Source organism: Psychrobacillus sp. NPDC093200 (genome assembly GCF_050280345.1).
Lineage (GTDB): Bacteria > Bacillota > Bacilli > Bacillales_A > Planococcaceae > Psychrobacillus > Psychrobacillus faecigallinarum.
The window spans coordinates 870,843-889,222 of sequence record NZ_JBNNVC010000002.1 but is presented as its reverse complement, the minus strand read 5'-3'; the positions used below and the strand labels follow the sequence as shown (position 1 = coordinate 889,222).

Genomic DNA, 18,380 nt, shown 5'->3' with positions numbered 1-18,380 from the left:
GTAAATTGTAATGAGAAAAGGGAATTCTAATGAATTTAAAACATTTTCTTTCTGGTGCTTCAGTAGCGTTTGCGGTTATTCTGTTTAGACTAATTAATGAATATTTAATCGACATTCCTACATTATTAGGTGCATTTATGGTAGCTATCTTTTCAGGGGTTGTTATCAAAGTTATTCAATCTATATCAGCATTAGATAGAAAACTAAAAAAACATACATATTTGACTTTATGGATAATAGCTTTTGTCTGTTTATTAGGTTCTTTTCATTTCTTCGATTTATAATAATAGAACTCAGTATGCAGTATTTCTATAACTAACAAGTGCTTTAGCAAAATATGGCCATCATTTCGATGATCTATTTTTATGTCCAAAACATTAAATTGATCTCAGATATGCATTGTTAAATGTTACAATTAAACTAAAGCAGCAGGATAGTTGAAGAGTGTTGTTTAAATTGTGTTTAACAATCGGGTATATTGAGAGTGACAAGAAAACAGAATGAGTGACGCAAGGAATAAATATTATTTACACTTTGCTGAGGGGGTACTTATGAAAATTCACTATTATTTAGGTTGGTTTGACAATTTTTTCCCAGAGAATCTGGGTAGGGTATTACAGGAGGATATAACTGATAGAAAATCGCTAGCTATGATTAGCTCGAATCCATCTATTTATGAAGATGATGGTGCTACTGAACGCTCGTGGCTCGATCAGGCTGGCATTATGTTTGATGAGTATCATTTAATTAATTTCCGCGTACAGAAGGAAGAAGCCCAAGCGATAATTCAAAATGCTTCCGTCATTTTCTTGTTGGGTGGCAATATTCTTAGTCAAAATGGTTTTTTGATGGAATATGAATTATCGGATTCGATTAAAAAAAGCAGCACCGTTGTGATGGGAGCCAGCGCTGGAGCAATCAACATGTCCGCTAAATGGTTATGCTCGAAAAACTTTGGAGATGAAGTTGAAATGAGCTCTGTTTACGACGGAATCGGTCTTGACAATTTTTCCGTCCTGTCTCATTTTGATCTTGAAAATAACATGGCACTGGTTCAAAGCGAACTATCTCCTCTATCGGAAGAAATAAATATTTATGCGTCGAACAAAGATTGCGCTATACGTGTAAAAGGAGACAAAATCGACGTTTTTGGCAATGTTTATTTAATTTCCAACTCAAAGATTCAGAAATTGGATGAGACGCTCTAGTTGTAGCGAATCGCTAATGGGTTAATTGAAATAATTTCTTTATGCACCGTCTCTAATTTAAATTAAGTGAAGGAGAACTGGCCCGATTGATGAATATGCGTTTATTTTTTCTACTTAACCTAACAGGTGCGTTAGCAAAATCTCGCCATCGTTTCGATGGTCTATTTTTATGTCCAAAACATTAAGTTGATCCCAGATATGCAATGTGAAATGTTACAGTTAAACTAACGGTGCATTATTTGAACAAGGAATTTGTTAGCTCACGTATCAACGTTTTTGTCAGACATATACCGTTGACACATTAAATGGAACTTTTTAACACGAAATTCGACTCATTAAATGAAGGGGGGGTCAGATGAGATTTACAAAGAATTTATTTGTTTCATTAACAATGATTTTATTTGTTATTACAGGGTGTTCTAGTGGAATAGAAAACGAAGGACAAAGTATAGAAGTTCAAAAGCGTATTGGTGATGAAAATAAATATGAAGACTTCAAAGAAATTACTGATAATAAGAAAGTTCAAAAAGTAAAAAGTATATTAGATAAAGCTGATTGGGAAAACGCCAAAGTGGATATGGTGCGTCCTGCTGATTACAGGTTTGGATTTCAATTTAAAAATCCTGAAATAGAGGCTAAAGCAGTGTTATATGAAATTTGGATAAGTCCAAATATAGATAAAGTGGAAGTTGTAAAAGGTGATAATGAGTACGTTCAACTAAACGAAGAAAATTCTACTGTTTTATTTGAAATATTAACAGGAGAAAGACTTTTTGATTTGTGATTGGATAATACAGATGTTTAAAAAGAACTTGAAGAAAATTTTAAACTTTAATCTTTCTTCAATAAACGTCGTGCTTTACTTCAAGAAGGGGTAAAGCTTTTTTTCTTATTGGACTAACGCGGTAGGATAATAAAACAACAGAAAATTCAAAAATTATAATGGAGGTTATTAGTTTTGCAAAAATGCGAGAAATGCAATACATATTTTAGTTGGAGTAAAATCTATGAATCCTTCTGGCTAAATTATAAACCTATTAATTGTAACGAATGCGATACAACACATAAGATAACAACACCAAGCAGGTTAATTTTTGTTTCTTTAACTATTCTTCCAATGCTCACCTTCGGGTATTTTCTTTCTCCTTTTAGTAATGGTCTTTTGACACTTGGCATAGCTATTTTTATTTTAATAATTGGTTCTTTGTTGGCACCTTTTCTTGTTACATATAAAGGGTCTTTGTGAAATAATGTACTTAAACTAACAGGTGCTTTAGTAAAAAAGGAAATCAAAATAAAATGAGCTTAGGAAAAATACCTAAGCTCATTTTTTGTGTCTTAAATCGACCTTTAACATAGCCAAATCTTAAAGCTTAAATTCATTGACAACTTTTCGTAGTTCGTCCGCTTGATGAGACAATTCAACAGCAGATGCATTGATTTCTTGCATCGCTGCGCTGCCTTGCTCAGCAGCTGCAGCAGAGCTTTCTGTGTTGGACGCAGTATTCTCAGCAATATGAGTAACCTCTATAAAGGAGGCAGCTACTTCCTGGCTAAATTCAAGTGTTTGTCCGATTTGATTTACCATTTTATCAATAATACTGATTGTTTCCTCTGTATTTTTCATTATTTGTTCCAGGGAAGCATTTGTCTCATTGGCAACTTCTACACCTTTGATAACGCTCTCTACCCCTTCATGATTTTGCTTAACGATAGAAGTGACCTCAGATTGAATAGAAGTTACAATTCCTGTCACTTCTTTTGCAGCATTTTGAGATTGTTCGGCAAGTTTTCTTACCTCATCGGCGACTACTGCGAAGCCTCGTCCGTGCTCACCCGCACGAGCAGCCTCAATTGCTGCATTCAATGCAAGCAGATTAGTTTGCTCGGCTATAGCGGTAATCGTTTTAATAATAGATGTGATTTCATATGACTTTACCCCTAGAGCTTGTACTGTTTGAGATGTGTTAGCCATCGTTTCTTCGATATCTAGCATGACATTAGACGAGTGCTGTACTGATTTTACACCTAATCTAGCAGCAGAGGTCATATTATCTGTTGCTGATTTTACAGCTTGAGCGTCATCGTTCAAATATCTAGTTGCTTCCTCTAGTGAATTCATTTTTTGAATAGCCAGTGTCATACTTTTCAAGGTCTGTTCACTTCCGGATGCAATTTCGTTTGTAGAGTCGGCTATGGATTGAATCGTGATTGATGTATCATCAGAAGAAGCCATGAGCTGCTGTCCACTTGCTGATACGTTTTCAGTTAACAAACTAACTCGTTTAACCAAATCTGCAATAGATGCTATTAAAACATTTGTATTAGAAGCAATCTCAGCGAATTCATCCTTTGTTCTAACTTTTACTCTTCTTGTCAGATCGCCACCTGCTTGAGCAATATCTAAAATAGAACGGTTAATAGAATAAGTGCTACGTTTAATCGAATTAAATAACAAAATTCCAAATATTAAAGTTAACAATACAGAGAAAATTGTTAATCCTATAAACAAGTACAAGGAGTTTTGATTCTTTTCTTCAAGTAGTGTAATTTGATTAGCATTCTTTTTTGCTAACACTTCATTCATTGCTTCTATTTGGACATCAACATGACTCATAGATGTACGTCCATTTCCTGCATTAACTAGCTTTTGCGCAGCTTCGAAGCCATTTTTATCTCTCAAGCTAAGGGCACGTTCCGAGTATTGAAGATATGTATTAAAATGCTCATTAATTGTTGTCACTTTTTTTAGTTCTTCTGGTCTGTTCTTATAGATCGCCTCTAATTCTTTAAAACGAGTAATGATTGCATCTTTATAACTTCTATAACTTGTCATATAATTTGATTTACCTGTTATGATATAACTTTGCTCCGCGTTTGAAAGTTTCGCTATATCTGCTGACAATTGGTTGACCATAAGCTGCTCTTTAATATCCACGTTCATAAAAGTTTCTAATTCCTTCTGAGACGACTGCATGTTGCCTGAAGTAAGAAGAAGCATGGAAAATAGAATAATAATTAGGACGGAAAAAATAATTAGTACTCTTCCACGGATTGAATTTAACAGATTTGTCTTTTGAAAGCTCTTTCTCTTGTTTGTATCTTTTGTAAAACGGGAAAGTGAAAAAACAAATGGTTTTTTCTGTTTCTTTGGTTTTGGTAATTTAGGTGATTTAGGAGCTTTCTTCTTTTTAATAAAAGAGGTCAAACGAACCAATCCTTTCTATAGGTTTTATCTTCATAATTTTTAGTTTAATTGTTTTAGTTGGAATTATCTACAAATTTTTTTATTAAAGTGCTACTTCATGACTAAAGGAGGAAGAAAAGTATGCATCAATCGTTTTACTTATTTGCTTTAAAGTTCCGGGGAGGACAAAAGAACGATGCTAAAGCCCAGTTTGCTGAACATATGTTTTTACAGCATGATTTTCCTAAGGCAGAAACGTCTTTTCAGGAAATATCTGAATACATCGAAGAACTGGCTCATCCCGAGATGACGGCAATCGTTTTTGATGAAATATGGGGGTTATACGAAGATCACATTAGATAGGCTTCTGCATTGCAATTCCTAGTAAAAAAAGGTATTATTAACTCGATAAGTTTAGAAATGAGGTTATTATAATGAGTATTCATATTAACGCAAAAAAAGGTGAAATTGCAGACACAATTTTATTACCAGGAGATCCACTTCGTGCAAAGTATATCGCAGAAACATTCTTAGAGGATGTTGTGCAGTATAATGAAGTACGTAATATGTTTGGTTACACAGGTACATATAAGGGGAAAAGAGTTTCTGTACAAGGTACGGGGATGGGTGTTCCATCAATCTCTATTTATGCAACTGAGTTAATGAATGATTATGATGTACAAAAGTTAATTCGTGTTGGAACTTGTGGAGCAATTCAAAAAGATGTAAAAGTTCGAGATGTTATTTTAGCTCAGGCAGCATCTTCTGATTCTTCTATGAACAAAGTACTTTTAGATGATATTAGTTTCGCTCCTACAGCAGATTTTGACCTATTATATAATGCATATAACGCTGGTAAAGAAGCTGGGTTAAATCTTCGTGTAGGTAATGTCTTCACAGCAGACTTATTCTACAACGAAAATGCACAAAATGAAAAATGGGCAAGCTACGGTGTTCTTGCAGTAGAAATGGAATCAGCAGCACTTTACACTTTAGCTGCTAAATTTGGACGTCAAGCTTTGTCTGTATTAACAGTGAGTGACCATATCATTACAGGTGAAGTTACTTCATCAGAGGAAAGACAAACAACATTTAATGATATGATAATTGTAGCTTTAGAGGCAGCGCTTAAATAAAATCTTTAAACATAGACTGTCATTCTTGGCAGTCTATTTTTAAAAGATGAACTGTGTGAAAAGGGTGAAGATTTTGGACGAACAAGAGCAACGAAACAATGAGGAACAAGAACAAATTTCAACTGATGCTTCTAAGTATATAAAAATGAAGCCTTTCGTGTTATGGATAATGATTTTTACCCTCGTTATAGTATCATCTGGAATTACAAGCCTTTTTCTTTTGAATAACAAGGATGAGGGAAGTAAAGTCCATACTGAAAATTCACAGACAGAATATGTGGGTGAAAGAGCTGAATTTACCAAATTATATTTGGCCTATGATAAATTAGTAAAAGATTATTATAAAGAAATTGATCAGGATGCTGTTATTAACGGAGCAATCAATGGAATGATAGATGCTTTAGAAGATCCTTATTCAGAATATATGAATCAAGATGAGGCTTCAATGTTTGACGATAGTATACACTCAAGCTTTCAGGGAATTGGTGCAGAGATTCAAGAGCAAGATGGCACTATTACAGTTGTTTCTCCTATAAAAAATTCACCTGCTGAAAAAGCTGGTTTACTACCAAATGATAAAGTATTAAAGGTTGACGGTAAGGATATTCAAGGCTACAGTGTTTCCGAAGCAGTATTATTAATACGTGGTAAAAAGGGGACAGAGGTTACTCTTTCTATTCAACGTGGAGATAGTGCATTGATGGAAATGAAGATAGTTCGCGATGATATTCCTATAGAAACGGTTTACGCTGAAATGCTAAGTGACAATGTTGCCCATATTATTATTTCAAGTTTTTCAGATGATACGTATGATGAACTTGTTACAGCAATAGAAGAAATGGAAAAAGAAGGTATGGAGGCACTTGTATTGGATGTAAGACAAAATCCAGGTGGCTTGCTTGATTCAGCGGTGGACATTTCTAACCTCTTCATCGAAGAAGGTAAAAATATTGTTCAAATTGAAACTAAAACAGATAAAAATAAACTTGTAAAAGAACCGATCGCTGCTTCTCCAGGGCTTCGTGTAAATATTCCTGTAACAATTTTAATTGATGAGGGTAGTGCTTCGGCTTCAGAAATACTAGCTGGAGCGCTAAGTGAATCTTCAAATGTACCTATAGTGGGTGTAAACTCATTTGGTAAGGGTACTGTTCAATCTGTGAATAACCTACCTGATGGTTCCAATATTAAAATTACAACTGCTAAATGGCTAACACCTGAAGGTAACTGGATTCATGATAAAGGTATCGCACCAGATTATGAAGTAGCTTATCCATCCTATGCTATGCTTTCTCCTTTAAATAGTGCGGAGGTCTTAAAGTCAGGGATGACTTCAGAAGCAGTTCAAAATGCCAAGGAAATGCTGAAGGCTGTAGGCTACGAGGTTGGGAAAATAGACAGTAGCTTCAATGATCAAATGGTTTCAGCGGTTAAAAAATTCCAATCAGATAATAAGCTTGAAACTACTGGTGAAATTACTGGTGAAACGGCATATCTATTAATGGATAAACTTCGCGAGAAGCTTTTAAACGAAGATCCACAATTGTCAAAAGCTGAAGAAGTAGCGAAAGATTTGATCAAAAAGTAAATTATTATCTTTACCAACTATAATATTTAATTTAGTGAGGAAAAGAGCTGACCTATTATGGTCAGCTTTTTCTTCTAATATATAGAAAGAGGTGTATGAGCAAGTGAAGGATGTATATTTATTGAGTGGTTTTTTAGGAAGTGGCAAAACCTCTCTTCTATCTAATCTTATTGCTCAATTTAAGGCAGAAGGGATTAAACCTGCAGTTATTATGAATGAGCTCGGCAAATTAGCATTTGACAGCAGGGCAGTAGACGAAGATATACCTCTTAAGGAAATGTTAGAGGGATGTATTTGCTGTACCGGTTCTGAAAAAATGGAAGCACAGCTCCAAACATTGTTGGCAGGGGAAGATTTTGATGTGTTACTAATAGAGACTACTGGAGCTGCACATCCAGTAGAAGCTTTAGATGCTGTTTTTTCACCTTTGTTTGCTAATGAATTAAACATTAAAGGTATTATCACGGTAGCAGATTGCAAAAGATGGCTAGAACGTGAGAAGCTGAGTCCTCAGACACGCATGTTATTCCTTGAGCAAATTAGGCACGCTCATTTAATAGTAGCAAACAAAGTGGACCTGTTAACTGAGGAAGAGGTATTTAATGTCTCTATGCAGCTACAAGCTATTAATAGTAGTGCGCCCATTATTCAGACATCTAATAGCAAAATCTCTATAAATGCTATTCAAAATCTTGAAGCAACCTTTCATCAAAAAGAAGTTCAAGAAGTATCAATAGGTAAGCAACTATTCTTATCATCTAGATTACACACATTCAAGAAACCTATTAATCAGGAAACCTTTGAGGAATGGATAAGAAATCTCCCAGATACAGTTTATCGAATGAAAGGATACGTGCCGCTTGAGGGACATAAGAATCCTTTTCTCTTTCAATATGCTTACGGAATGATTCAATGGCTGCCAGAATACATGAAAATGGCTCCTCAGATTGTAATTATCGGTGAGCAAATAGATAAATTACAGATAGTTGGAGACACGGAGAATGATTGAGGCATTTAAAATGATATATAAGAACCGTATTTCTATAGAAAGAGATATAACTGAAGAAGACGTGCGAAGTATTATAAAGTCAGAACTATTAGATGAATTCACTCATCCTCGTGTAAAGCTTTCTATAGAAAGGAAGCTATCGATGGCATTGGCACGTGTGAATAATAGTAATCTATCACAAATACAAAAAGAGATGATATTATCTGTGATAAATGAGGAATATGTGAAACTGTCAATAGGTTTGAAAAACTAATATTTTAATTGTTTGGATAGTGCTTCCATTTCATTGAAAGAGAATCCTTTATTACTTCGGTATTTTTATATAGAGTTGGTCAAATTGGAATATATTATAAAATTTTTTCTACTGATTTTGTGTTTAAAATGAGAGAGCACAAAAGAAGGAGGAAATGAAAATGAACAAAAAGCAAATCATGGCGGGTGTCCTAGCAGGAGGATTATTATTAACTGTTACTACAGCATCTGCAGAAACAAATGCTAGCAATTCAAAAACTACTTCTGAGGCAAAAACATCCATCCAATGGAAGTCTCTAAAGATAAACTCTAAAGAATTGGCTTGGAGTGACAAAGCAAGTGATAAATTACTTCAAGAGGTTAATATAAATAAAGATTTAATCGTTGCTAACCTAGCAAAAATCATCAAAGCAGAAGCTGAGAAGAAACATGAAGCAACACAACAGGTAGAGAAAGATTCAAAAGAAACAACAAAAGAAGTTACTCAACCTAAAGATGTGAAAAAAGAAGAAGTAGCAGCACCAAAGGCTGAAGCAAAAGAAGAAGTAGCAACACCAAAGGCTGAAGCAAAAGAAGAAGTAGCAGCACCAAAAGCTGAAGCAAAAGAAGAGGTAGCAGTACCAAAAGCTGAAGCAAAAGAAGAAGTAACAGCACCAAAAGCTGAAGCGAAAGAAGAGGCAGCAACAACTCCTCAACCTACTCAGCAAGCTCAAGCTACTGAAAAAACTGAAACTAATACTAATTCAGAAAAAGCTCAGGTCTCTTCTGTTATTCAACAAGTGGTTGACTTAACAAATGCAGAGCGTGCAAAAGAAGGTCTAGCACCACTAAAAATCGATTCTGCTTTAACTAAATCAGCGCAGCTTAAATCACAGGATATGAAAGATAATAATTATTTTTCACATACTAGTCCTACGTATGGTTCTCCTTTTGATCAAATGAAATCATTAGGAATTAACTACAAATCAGCAGCTGAGAATATCGCAATGGGTCAAAGAAGTGCAGAAGAAGTAGTCCAAGGATGGATGAATTCTGCTGGACACAGAGCTAATATTATGAACGGAAGCTACACTCATATCGGAGTAGGTTTGTCAGATAGCGGATATTACTGGACACAACAATTTATTAGTAAATAATATTAAAAGGTGTAAGTGATTGATTTCACTTACACCTTTTTTAATGATAAACAGCTCTATATATGCTTAACTGACTTTCGAAAATTTTTTCTGTAAATATACAAGTCGAGTTCCTAACGTAATGGCTCCTATTGTTAAACCAACAATTAATCCAATCCAATAACCAAATGGTCCGTAGGAGGTGTAGGTTCCTAGTAGGTAGCCAGTTGGCAGCCCGATAACCCAATAAGATATAATGGCCATTATAAAAGTGATTGTCACATCTTTATAACCTCTCAATGCACCTTGAACCGGTGCTTGTATGGCATCCGACAATTGGAAGAGTGCTGCAAAAAAGAAAAATTGTACGGCCAAATTAATTACTTCAGAATCATTTGTATAAATACCTGCTATTGCTTCTCTGAAAATGATTAAAATAGAAACCGAGACGAAACTGAATGCTACTGCCGTACATACTCCAAGCCAGCTGTATACCTTGGCATCTTGATATTTTTTTGCTCCTACCTCGTGTCCAACTAATATAGTTACCCCCATTGCAATACTCAAAGGAATCATATATAACAACGAAGTAAAATTCATCGCTACTTGGTGAGCTGAAATTACTGCAGTAGAATATACACTCATCATAATAGTAACCGCAGAAAAAATAGTAGTCTCAGCAAAAAGGGATAGCCCAATAGGCAAACCTATTTTTGTTAACACTTTGGATTTTGAAAGAGAAGGCATAGTCCAGCACTGAAATATACGTAAATCTGCAAATGGTTGATTGTTTTTTACAATCAAAATAGTAATAAATAAAATAAGCCAATAGGTTAATGAAGAAGCTAATCCCGCCCCCACGCCACCTAAGGCTGGTAAACCGAATTTTCCGTATATCAGTACGTAATTTAACGCTATATTAATAGGTGCGGAAAGAAGTGTGACAAACATCGATACACGAGTTTTTCCTAAAGCATCAATAAAAGAGCGTAGTACACTATAAAGAAATAAAGGAATCAGACCTATACACATCATCAATAAATATTTTCTCGCCACTTCGCGTACATTAGCTTCAAGGGGAATAATATTCAAAATGGGATCAATGAGTACTATAATACCTATGAATACAAAAAAGGCTAGTAGAATTGCAATATAGAAACCCTGCTGAACAAAGGATCTTACATCTTCATGCTTTTTTGCACCGATTAATTGTGCTACAATTGGCGTGATGCCTAGTAGGATTCCGGTTAATCCAGTATATACTGGCACCCATAAAGACGAACCTATAGAAACGCCTGCTAAATGTTCGATACTATATTTACTTGTCATTAAAATATCAAAAAAAGTCATTAAATAGAGTGCGACCTGTGTGATTAAGATAGGAAGCACTATTTTAATCATATACTTAGTCTTTTCTTGTAAGGTTTTCGTTTCTTGCATTTTGGCATACATCCTTTAGATAAATAGTTAGGAGATTAAAATGAATAATAACACAATAGTGCTGACTGGTGGGGGAACTGCTGGTCACGTATCTTTAAATGAAGCGATTATTCCCGAATTGTTAAAAAAGGGCTACGAGGTCCATTATATAGGATCGTCCGATGGTATTGAAAAAACTATCATTGAAAAAGGCTTTCCTACCTTACCATATTACTCCATTTCAAATGGAAAGCTTCGGAGATATTTTTCTGTAAAAAATTTTTCAGATCCCTTCAAAGTTTTGTATGGAACTATGCAAGCTCTTAGAATTTTAAGAAAGGTAAAACCTTCTATTGTATTTTCTAAGGGGGGGTTTGTTTCTGTACCAGTCGTAGTTGCAGCTAAACTTTCGAATATACCTGTAGTTATACACGAATCCGATATTACTCCAGGTCTAGCAAATAAAATTGCTACCCCTTTTGCAGAACATATTTTTTCTGTATTCGAAGAAACCTTAAAGTATCTTCCGAAGGATAAATCCTCTTCTATAGGTGCAATAATACGCCCTGATTTATTTCAAGGAGACGAAAAAATTGCCAGGGAGCTAACAGGCTTTAGTCCTCTTAAAGAAACGATTATTATTATGGGAGGGAGCCAAGGTTCAAAAAATATTAATACTGCAATCAAGGACAATATAGAATCTTTAACAAAAAGATTTCAAATTATTCATCTTTGTGGTAAAGGAAACTTAGATCCTACCTTAAAGAATAACTCTAATTATGTAGCTTTTGAATATGTAACAAACGAATTGCCCCATTTACTGAAAATCACTAACTATGTAATTAGTAGAGCGGGCTCTAACTCCATTTTTGAATTTTTAGAGCTAAAAAAACCTATGTTGTTAATTCCTCTTTCTAAGAACGCAAGTAGAGGGGATCAAGTTTTAAATGCAAATTTCTTTGAGAAGAAAGGATACGCTATCGTACTAGAAGAGGAGAATCTAACATCCGAGACTTTTATGAGCTCAATTTCTGCTCTTGCTTTGAACAAAGAGAAAATAATAGATGCTCAGTGCTTGGCTAATTCTTCAAAGACGCCAGAGCAGTTTACAGAGTTATTACTAACCTACAAAAACTAATGAAACTCCCGTCAAAATATTTGACGGGAGTTTTTTGGTTACATCGCTTGTTCTTCTTCTCTGTTTTGATGTAGCTTTTTCATGTGGAAGAGGTCCTTTGGTATATAGTACAAATCGAATTGGTCCGTACCTTGATTGATCTCATCGTAAATCACTGTATGGGATTCATTTGCTTTTAGAGCGTATCCCAATTTTTCCGTTGCACGAATGCTCTTAACATTATTTTTTCTTATGCGTAAAAATACGGTGTGAATATCTAGGTCAAAGAACAATTCTTCTAAAAACTGTTCTTTAGCTTTTTTATTGTAGCCTTGACCTTGAAATTGTGATCCAATCCAAGTGCCTAAAAAGCCTGTCCCGTGTTTAATATCAAAAAGGTTTATTGTGCCAATAGGTTGCCCATAGTCACTCATAATTGTGCGAGAAATTGCCGTTCCAGCAAGCTCTTCCTCCATCAATTGTTTTGTTAGGAACCAGTATTCGTCTGCAGAATAAGCTTTATGACGAACAAATGGCATAATAGTAGGGTCAGACATGAGTTCAAATAGAATAGTACACTCATGTAATTCTCTTTTTTTCAACACAAAAAAACGCCTCCTCCAGAACTAACAATGAACATAGTCATTCTAGTTCCCCTGAAATTTTTCATTTCGAATTGCATAAAAAATTTCGGGGTAGGAATCGAACCTACTAGAACCAGTTTAATTACTGGTGGCGCACCATTTGCCTTCCCTCGGCAAAGTAACCTTTGCCTTATAAAATTATTTGCATAGAATAATATACTTGATGTTTGTCGTTTTGCATAGTGTTAAATTTTACATTTTTAAAAAATAATAATGTTACACACTTGTATGTTTCACAATAAATACATATGATTAAATTATATGTATTTAGGAAAATGTTTTTCCCTTGAAAATTCTTAGTCTCCCTGTTATTACTAAATAGCATTTTTTACTATTATATAATCTCACAACGGCTTTGTCATATATCTTTTCTCTCAAATTGAGTCGCTTTTTAAAGAGTACTATGATAAAAACATTAGAATGTATCGTAAGCAAGTATGTCATAGAACTGCTATACAGTTAACGAGCTTCTATAGAACAAATATTGTATATTAATATAACATCGATAAAAAACAATCATATACCACAAATGCCGTTCATTATGAGCGGTATTTTTTTAAAGGAAGTGTAAAAATGAAACAACATATTTTATTGATAGAGGACGAGAAAAATATCTCGAAGTTTGTGGAACTTGAACTTAAACATGAAAATTTTGATGTCACCGTTTCCTATGATGGTAGAGAGGGGTTTGAACTGGCTTCAAATAACACATATGACCTGTTGTTAGTAGATGTCATGCTACCAAATTTAAACGGTCTAGAAATTTGTCGTAGAGTCCGAAAAATAAAGGATGTTCCCATTATTTTAATCACTGCCAGAGATGCTGTGATTGATCGTGTATCTGGTTTAGAAGCAGGAGCAGATGATTACGTCGTAAAGCCCTTTGCAATAGAAGAGTTGCTTGCAAGAATACGTGCCGTTTTAAGAAGAGCAATACCATTAGCAACAAGCGTGCATAATATTTTAGGTATAAAAGGTTTGGAGATTGATCAACAGGCTTATAAGGTATCTTTCCATAAGAAGGAGATAAACCTTACTAAAACCGAATATGATCTTTTAGTATGCTTTATGCAAAACTGCGACATCGTATTAACTCGAGATCATATTTTAGAAAAGGTATGGGGCTTTGAAACGGAAGTGGAGACAAATGTAGTGGATGTTTATATTAGACATCTAAGAAAAAAGCTGCCCGAAGAAATTGCTTCTCTAATAGAAACAGTTCGAGGAGTAGGATATGTGATGCGCTCATGATCAAGTGGACATTGCAAAAGAAATGGACATATTCCGCAGCGTTATCCATCTTTCTAAGCTTTTTAATGATGTGTATTATACTATACTTCTCCATCTTTAGCTGGATGCTAATGTCCGAAAAAAAAGTTGCTCAAAACACACTTAATGAAGTGGTTAGCTTCTTCGAGTCGCAAGGGCCAGTTATAAGTGTACAGGACATTCAAAGAAATCGTACTCTTATTAATCAGCTTGTTAATCAAGAGCAATCGGTAAGAATTTTAAATGAAGATGGGATTGAATTACTTCGTATTAATGATGCCAGCCCCTTTAAAGAATTTTCAGCTTCTACAATCGAAGAATTCAAGAAAGACGAAGTAAATGGCCAGCCTATTTACCTAAAGTCAGCACAATTAGATTTTGGCTTATTTAAGGGTTATATAGAAATTTCTCATAGCCTAGCTAATTTTAAAGAGCTAATGCAATACATCAAATTGGCCATGATAATTTTTGCGCTCATCGCTCTTATTCTGTCCGCGTTTATTGGCTATTCTTTGTCCGCATTTTTACTTAAACCTATCAAAGAGCTACGCGATGAAATGCAGCTTGCCAAGGATACTAGGTTTTCTAAAGAAGTAAATTTTGAGAAAATCTCTAATGATGAAATTGGAGAACTGATGAAGATCTATAAAGAGCTAATGAATGAGGTGAATGAAACTATCTCTAGACAAGATGAATTCATCCATAATGTATCTCATGAGCTAAGGACTCCTATACAAGTAGTGGAAGGGCATCTTGCTCTACTTAATAGATGGGGGAAGGAAGAGCGAGAGGTCCTAGATGAATCACTGGACATTTCTCTTTTAGAAGTACAAAAAATGAAAACACTAATAGAAGAAATGCTAAAACTTGCAAAAAACGAAAGAACTATTCAAGAAGCTAGGACAAGTGTTTTTCTAGTGGTTAAAGAACTTGAACAAAAATTTCAGGTTTTATCTCCAGAAGCATCAATAGTTTATCAAGGTAGTGAAAGTATAGTAGTAAATATGCCTAATACAACCTTAGAGCAGATTCTAAGGAACTTAATTGAAAATGCGATAAAATACAATGAAAAAAAGCCTTCCATTATTATTGAAGCTAAGGAAGAGTCTGACGAGACTGTAATTATTGTTTCAGATAACGGAGTTGGTATAACAGAAGAATCACTTCCTAGAATTTTTGATCGTTTTTATACAGCCGACGAGGCAAGAACAAAAACGAAAGGTGGATCTGGATTAGGCCTTAGCATCGTACAAAGATTGGTTGGTGCATATAAAGGTAATATCCAGGTTCAAAGTAACAGTAACGGTTCAAATTTCTTGCTATTTTTCCCTAAATTTACAAGTGAATAATCATTCATTTTTAAAGTATAAAAAAATTATGGAAATAGTAATTTAATTTGCCAAAAAGGATTGTATTTTTTTGAGAGAGTAGTAAGATGGATATGGAAAAATTGTTCTTATAGTTGAACTCTTTCAGTCTAACTAAAAGAGTGGTAAACTGTAAATGTGAAGATTTAATGAATAAATAAGTATATCTTTCGTATTCAGGCTTTTGCATTTATTTTTAATGTACTATTCATTAATGCCAGAATTGGCACAATATGTTGGAGGTTTTTTTAAATGTCGAACAAGCAAACACCTTGGTCCATTTTTTCGGGGCCCAATCTTGGTTATGTGATGGAGCAGTATGATCTATACCTTCAATCACCTGAAGAAGTAGATCAAGAATTAGTTAGTTTATTTGAAGAGTATGGTGCACCTGTATTGACAGGAAATTCTACTGCAGCAGGAACAAACTCCCCAGCAGTAGAGTCAAACAATTTTGAAAAAGTAGTTCGTGCAATCGAATTGGCTGATGCAATTCGTGCACACGGGCATTTGACTGCAGATATCTATCCTTTAAATGACAGAGAAAAAAATGATTCTCGGATCAATTTTAAGACGTATGGTCTTACTCCTGCCGATTTAAAAGATGTTCCTGTAGGCTTTTTACTAGAAGATGCACCGAGTACGGTTAACAATGGTTTAGAGGCTATCGAGTATTTAAAGTCAGTTTATACGAATAAAATTGCTTTTGAGATTTCTCACATTGTTGATGTAGAAGAGCGTAAATGGTTACAGAGCAAGATTGAAAAAGGTGTTGTATTAGAGGGTTTATCTACTGAGCAAAAGAAAGAATTATTGAAACGTTTAACACAAATAGAAGGATTTGAGAAATTTATCCATCGTACGTTTGTAGGTGCGAAACGATTTTCAATTGAAGGATTAGATACTTTAGTAGTGCTAATCGATGAATTGGTAAGACAATCTAACGTTACAAAAACAAAACAAGTTAACATCGGGATGGCCCACCGTGGACGTTTAAATGTGTTGACACATGTTTTGAAGAAACCGTACGAAATGATGTTCGCTGAATTTGCACATGTCCCTTCAGAATCCTTTCTACCAAAAGACGGTTCTTTAGAGTTGTCAGAGGGGTGGTATGGCGATGTTAAGTACCATAAGGGGGCCGCTTATCATTCTCCGTCTGGGTTAACTTTAAAATTGGCATACAATCCTTCTCACTTAGAGGTAGTAAGTCCAGTAGTTACTGGGCAAACTCGTGCAGCTCAGGAAGCTACTGATCAGTCAGGAATGCCGGTTCAGGATAAGAATGCTGCGTATGCTATTTTAGTTCACGGAGATGCTGCTTTCCCAGGGCAAGGGATTGTAACGGAAGTATTAAACTATAGTAGAGTAAGAGGCTTCCAAACAGGTGGGTCTATTCATATCATTGCTAATAATATGATTGGATTTACAACTGAACATTATGATTCACGTTCAACTTTCTATTCTTCTGATCCAGCTAAAGGATATGAGGTTCCAGTCATTCATGTAAATGCGGACGATCCAGAGGCAGTTATCGGTGTTGCGAAGCTAGCGCATGAATACCGCAATAAATTTGGTAAAGATATTGTTATTGATTTACTTGGATACCGTAGATACGGTCATAATGAAATGGATGAGCCATTAGTGACTAATCCTCAGATGTACCATATTATTCACAAGCACCCTACTGTGCGTAAAATTTATGGACAAAAGTTAGTGGATGAGAAGGTAATTCAAGATAATGAGGTTACCAAGCTTGACGAGACTATTTTCAGTGGAATGCAGGAAGCATACGATCGCGTGAAAGAGCTTCCACAAACTACAGCACATGAAATTATTATTCCAGAAGTAGTTCTAGAAGGTATGCCTGAGCTTCCAACGGGAGTTGAGGAAAGCAGACTGAAGAAAATCAATGAAGAACTTTTAACATGGCCATCTGATTTTACAGCGTTTAAAAAATTGGAGAAAATTTTGAAACGCCGTGAAGAACCATTTAAAGGAAAAGGGAAAATTGATTGGGGTCATGCAGAGACACTTGCTTTAGCAACCATTATTCAAGATGGAAACTCTGTTCGCTTAACAGGACAAGATGCTCAGCGTGGAACTTTCTCTCATAGACACTTAGTATTGCATGACGAAAAAACTGGTGCGGAGTTGACTCCTATCCATAGTATAAGCGATGCAAAAGCGTCCTTTACTGTGCATAATAGTCCTTTAACAGAAGCTGCTGTACTAGGCTTTGAGTTTGGTTATAATCTAGAAGATAATAACTCATTAACTATTTGGGAAGCACAATATGGTGACTTTGCGAATATGGCACAAGTGATGTTTGATAATTTTATCAGCTCTGCTCGATCTAAATGGGGACTAAAATCAGGGCTTGTTATGCTGTTACCACATGGTGCTGAGGGTCAAGGGTCAGAGCATTCAAGTGCACGTTTAGAGCGTTATCTACAGCTTGCTGCTGAAAACAACTGGACAGTTGCCAACCTTTCTAGCGCGGCAAATTATTTCCATATTCTTCGCAGACAAGCTAAAATGTTAAAAGAAGATGCAATTCGACCATTAGTAATCGTTTCACCGAAATCATTACTTCGTCATCCATTAGTAGGTGCGGATGTGGCAGAATTGACTGAAGGTAAGTTTGAAACAATTATTGAACAACCAGGTTTAGGTCAACAAACTGACAAGGTCGAAAAAATTGTATTTGCTAGTGGTAAATTAGCAATTGACTTAGCAGACAAAGTAAAAGATGGAGATGGCCATGAGTTTATGCATATTGTTCGAGTAGAACAACTATATCCATTCCCAGAAGAAAAAATTCAAGCAATTGTAGATCGATATCCGAACCTGAAACAGCTTGTATGGGCTCAAGAAGAAACAGAGAACATGGGTTCATGGAATTTTGCACTTCCATATTTACTGGATATTGCTAAAGGAAAAGATATTAAATATGTAGGGCGTGTTCATCGTTCTAGCCCTGCAGAAGGTGATATCGACACTTATAAAGTGGAACAAGCAAGAATTATTGAAGAAGCATTAAAAAGTTTGTAAGAAAAGCATTAGAGG

At 35.2% G+C, this 18,380-nt stretch carries 17 protein-coding genes; 14 read left to right on the top strand and 3 right to left on the bottom strand.

Annotated elements, in window-relative coordinates; genetic code table 11:
* Positions 1-29: 29 nt before the first annotated feature.
* The 4 genes from ACQKNZ_RS12155 to ACQKNZ_RS12140 all read left to right on the top strand — a co-directional run bounded on the left by ACQKNZ_RS12155 (position 30) and on the right by ACQKNZ_RS12140 (position 2,454).
* On the top strand, positions 30-284 hold the full coding sequence (locus tag ACQKNZ_RS12155; RefSeq protein WP_144536653.1) for a hypothetical protein: 255 nt from the start codon (positions 30-32) through the stop codon (positions 282-284).
* Between the two features lie 267 nt (positions 285-551).
* Complete coding sequence (locus ACQKNZ_RS12150) at positions 552-1,208, top strand: Type 1 glutamine amidotransferase-like domain-containing protein (RefSeq protein WP_427659900.1); 657 nt, start codon at positions 552-554, stop codon at positions 1,206-1,208.
* A gap of 355 nt (positions 1,209-1,563) precedes the next feature.
* Positions 1,564-1,992 carry a hypothetical protein gene (locus ACQKNZ_RS12145; RefSeq protein ID WP_154310886.1) on the top strand — a complete coding sequence of 143 codons (429 nt, stop codon included), beginning with the start codon at positions 1,564-1,566 and terminating at the stop codon, positions 1,990-1,992.
* 174 nt (positions 1,993-2,166) lie between these two features.
* Positions 2,167-2,454: a TIGR04104 family putative zinc finger protein gene (locus ACQKNZ_RS12140; protein WP_427659898.1), complete on the top strand. Its 288-nt coding sequence runs from the start codon at positions 2,167-2,169 to the stop codon at positions 2,452-2,454.
* Positions 2,455-2,574: 120 nt separating this feature from the next.
* On the opposite strand, the gene ACQKNZ_RS12135 is transcribed toward ACQKNZ_RS12140, so the two are convergent.
* Positions 2,575-4,416: a methyl-accepting chemotaxis protein gene (locus tag ACQKNZ_RS12135; RefSeq protein ID WP_427659896.1), complete on the bottom strand. Its 1,842-nt coding sequence runs from the start codon at positions 4,414-4,416 to the stop codon at positions 2,575-2,577.
* Positions 4,417-4,536: 120 nt separating this feature from the next.
* Between ACQKNZ_RS12135 and ACQKNZ_RS12130 the strand changes: the two genes are divergently transcribed.
* From ACQKNZ_RS12130 to ACQKNZ_RS12105, 6 genes are all read left to right on the top strand, one after another.
* Entirely contained in the window at positions 4,537-4,758 is a 222-nt protein-coding gene (locus tag ACQKNZ_RS12130) for a YozE family protein (protein ID WP_144536646.1), read from the top strand.
* A 71-nt stretch (positions 4,759-4,829) separates the two neighbouring features.
* Positions 4,830-5,531 (top strand): purine-nucleoside phosphorylase, encoded by a 702-nt coding sequence (gene deoD / locus ACQKNZ_RS12125; RefSeq protein WP_144536644.1) that lies wholly within the window; start codon positions 4,830-4,832, stop codon positions 5,529-5,531.
* A 73-nt stretch (positions 5,532-5,604) separates the two neighbouring features.
* Positions 5,605-7,119, top strand: coding sequence for a S41 family peptidase (locus ACQKNZ_RS12120; protein WP_427659893.1), 1,515 nt, complete (start codon positions 5,605-5,607; stop codon positions 7,117-7,119).
* Positions 7,120-7,222: 103 nt separating this feature from the next.
* Positions 7,223-8,128, top strand: a complete 906-nt coding sequence (locus ACQKNZ_RS12115; protein ID WP_154310884.1) for a CobW family GTP-binding protein — start codon at positions 7,223-7,225, stop codon at positions 8,126-8,128.
* Positions 8,121-8,381: a hypothetical protein gene (locus ACQKNZ_RS12110; protein ID WP_427659891.1), complete on the top strand. Its 261-nt coding sequence runs from the start codon at positions 8,121-8,123 to the stop codon at positions 8,379-8,381. The genes ACQKNZ_RS12115 and ACQKNZ_RS12110 overlap by 8 nt, the downstream gene beginning before the upstream one ends.
* Before the next feature lie 160 nt (positions 8,382-8,541).
* Complete coding sequence (locus ACQKNZ_RS12105) at positions 8,542-9,516, top strand: CAP domain-containing protein (RefSeq protein ID WP_427659889.1); 975 nt, start codon at positions 8,542-8,544, stop codon at positions 9,514-9,516.
* Between the two features lie 66 nt (positions 9,517-9,582).
* Here ACQKNZ_RS12105 and ACQKNZ_RS12100 read toward each other — a convergent pair whose 3' ends face one another.
* Positions 9,583-10,935, bottom strand: coding sequence for an MATE family efflux transporter (locus tag ACQKNZ_RS12100; protein WP_154310883.1), 1,353 nt, complete (start codon positions 10,933-10,935; stop codon positions 9,583-9,585).
* Positions 10,936-10,975: 40 nt separating this feature from the next.
* On the opposite strand from ACQKNZ_RS12100, the gene ACQKNZ_RS12095 reads away from it, so the two are divergent.
* Positions 10,976-12,052 carry an undecaprenyldiphospho-muramoylpentapeptide beta-N-acetylglucosaminyltransferase gene (locus ACQKNZ_RS12095; protein WP_154310882.1) on the top strand — a complete coding sequence of 359 codons (1,077 nt, stop codon included), beginning with the start codon at positions 10,976-10,978 and terminating at the stop codon, positions 12,050-12,052.
* Positions 12,053-12,090: 38 nt separating this feature from the next.
* Here ACQKNZ_RS12095 and ACQKNZ_RS12090 read toward each other — a convergent pair whose 3' ends face one another.
* Complete coding sequence (locus ACQKNZ_RS12090; protein ID WP_144536633.1) at positions 12,091-12,636, bottom strand: GNAT family N-acetyltransferase; 546 nt, start codon at positions 12,634-12,636, stop codon at positions 12,091-12,093.
* Positions 12,637-13,248: 612 nt separating this feature from the next.
* Between ACQKNZ_RS12090 and ACQKNZ_RS12085 the strand changes: the two genes are divergently transcribed.
* From ACQKNZ_RS12085 to ACQKNZ_RS12075, 3 genes are all read left to right on the top strand, one after another.
* Positions 13,249-13,926 carry a response regulator transcription factor gene (locus tag ACQKNZ_RS12085; RefSeq protein ID WP_144536631.1) on the top strand — a complete coding sequence of 226 codons (678 nt, stop codon included), beginning with the start codon at positions 13,249-13,251 and terminating at the stop codon, positions 13,924-13,926.
* Positions 13,923-15,293, top strand: coding sequence for a HAMP domain-containing histidine kinase (locus ACQKNZ_RS12080; protein ID WP_144536629.1), 1,371 nt, complete (start codon positions 13,923-13,925; stop codon positions 15,291-15,293). Before ACQKNZ_RS12085 ends, ACQKNZ_RS12080 begins: the two co-directional genes overlap by 4 nt.
* Before the next feature lie 270 nt (positions 15,294-15,563).
* On the top strand, positions 15,564-18,365 hold the full coding sequence (locus tag ACQKNZ_RS12075) for a 2-oxoglutarate dehydrogenase E1 component (protein WP_144536627.1): 2,802 nt from the start codon (positions 15,564-15,566) through the stop codon (positions 18,363-18,365).
* Positions 18,366-18,380: the final 15 nt, after the last annotated feature.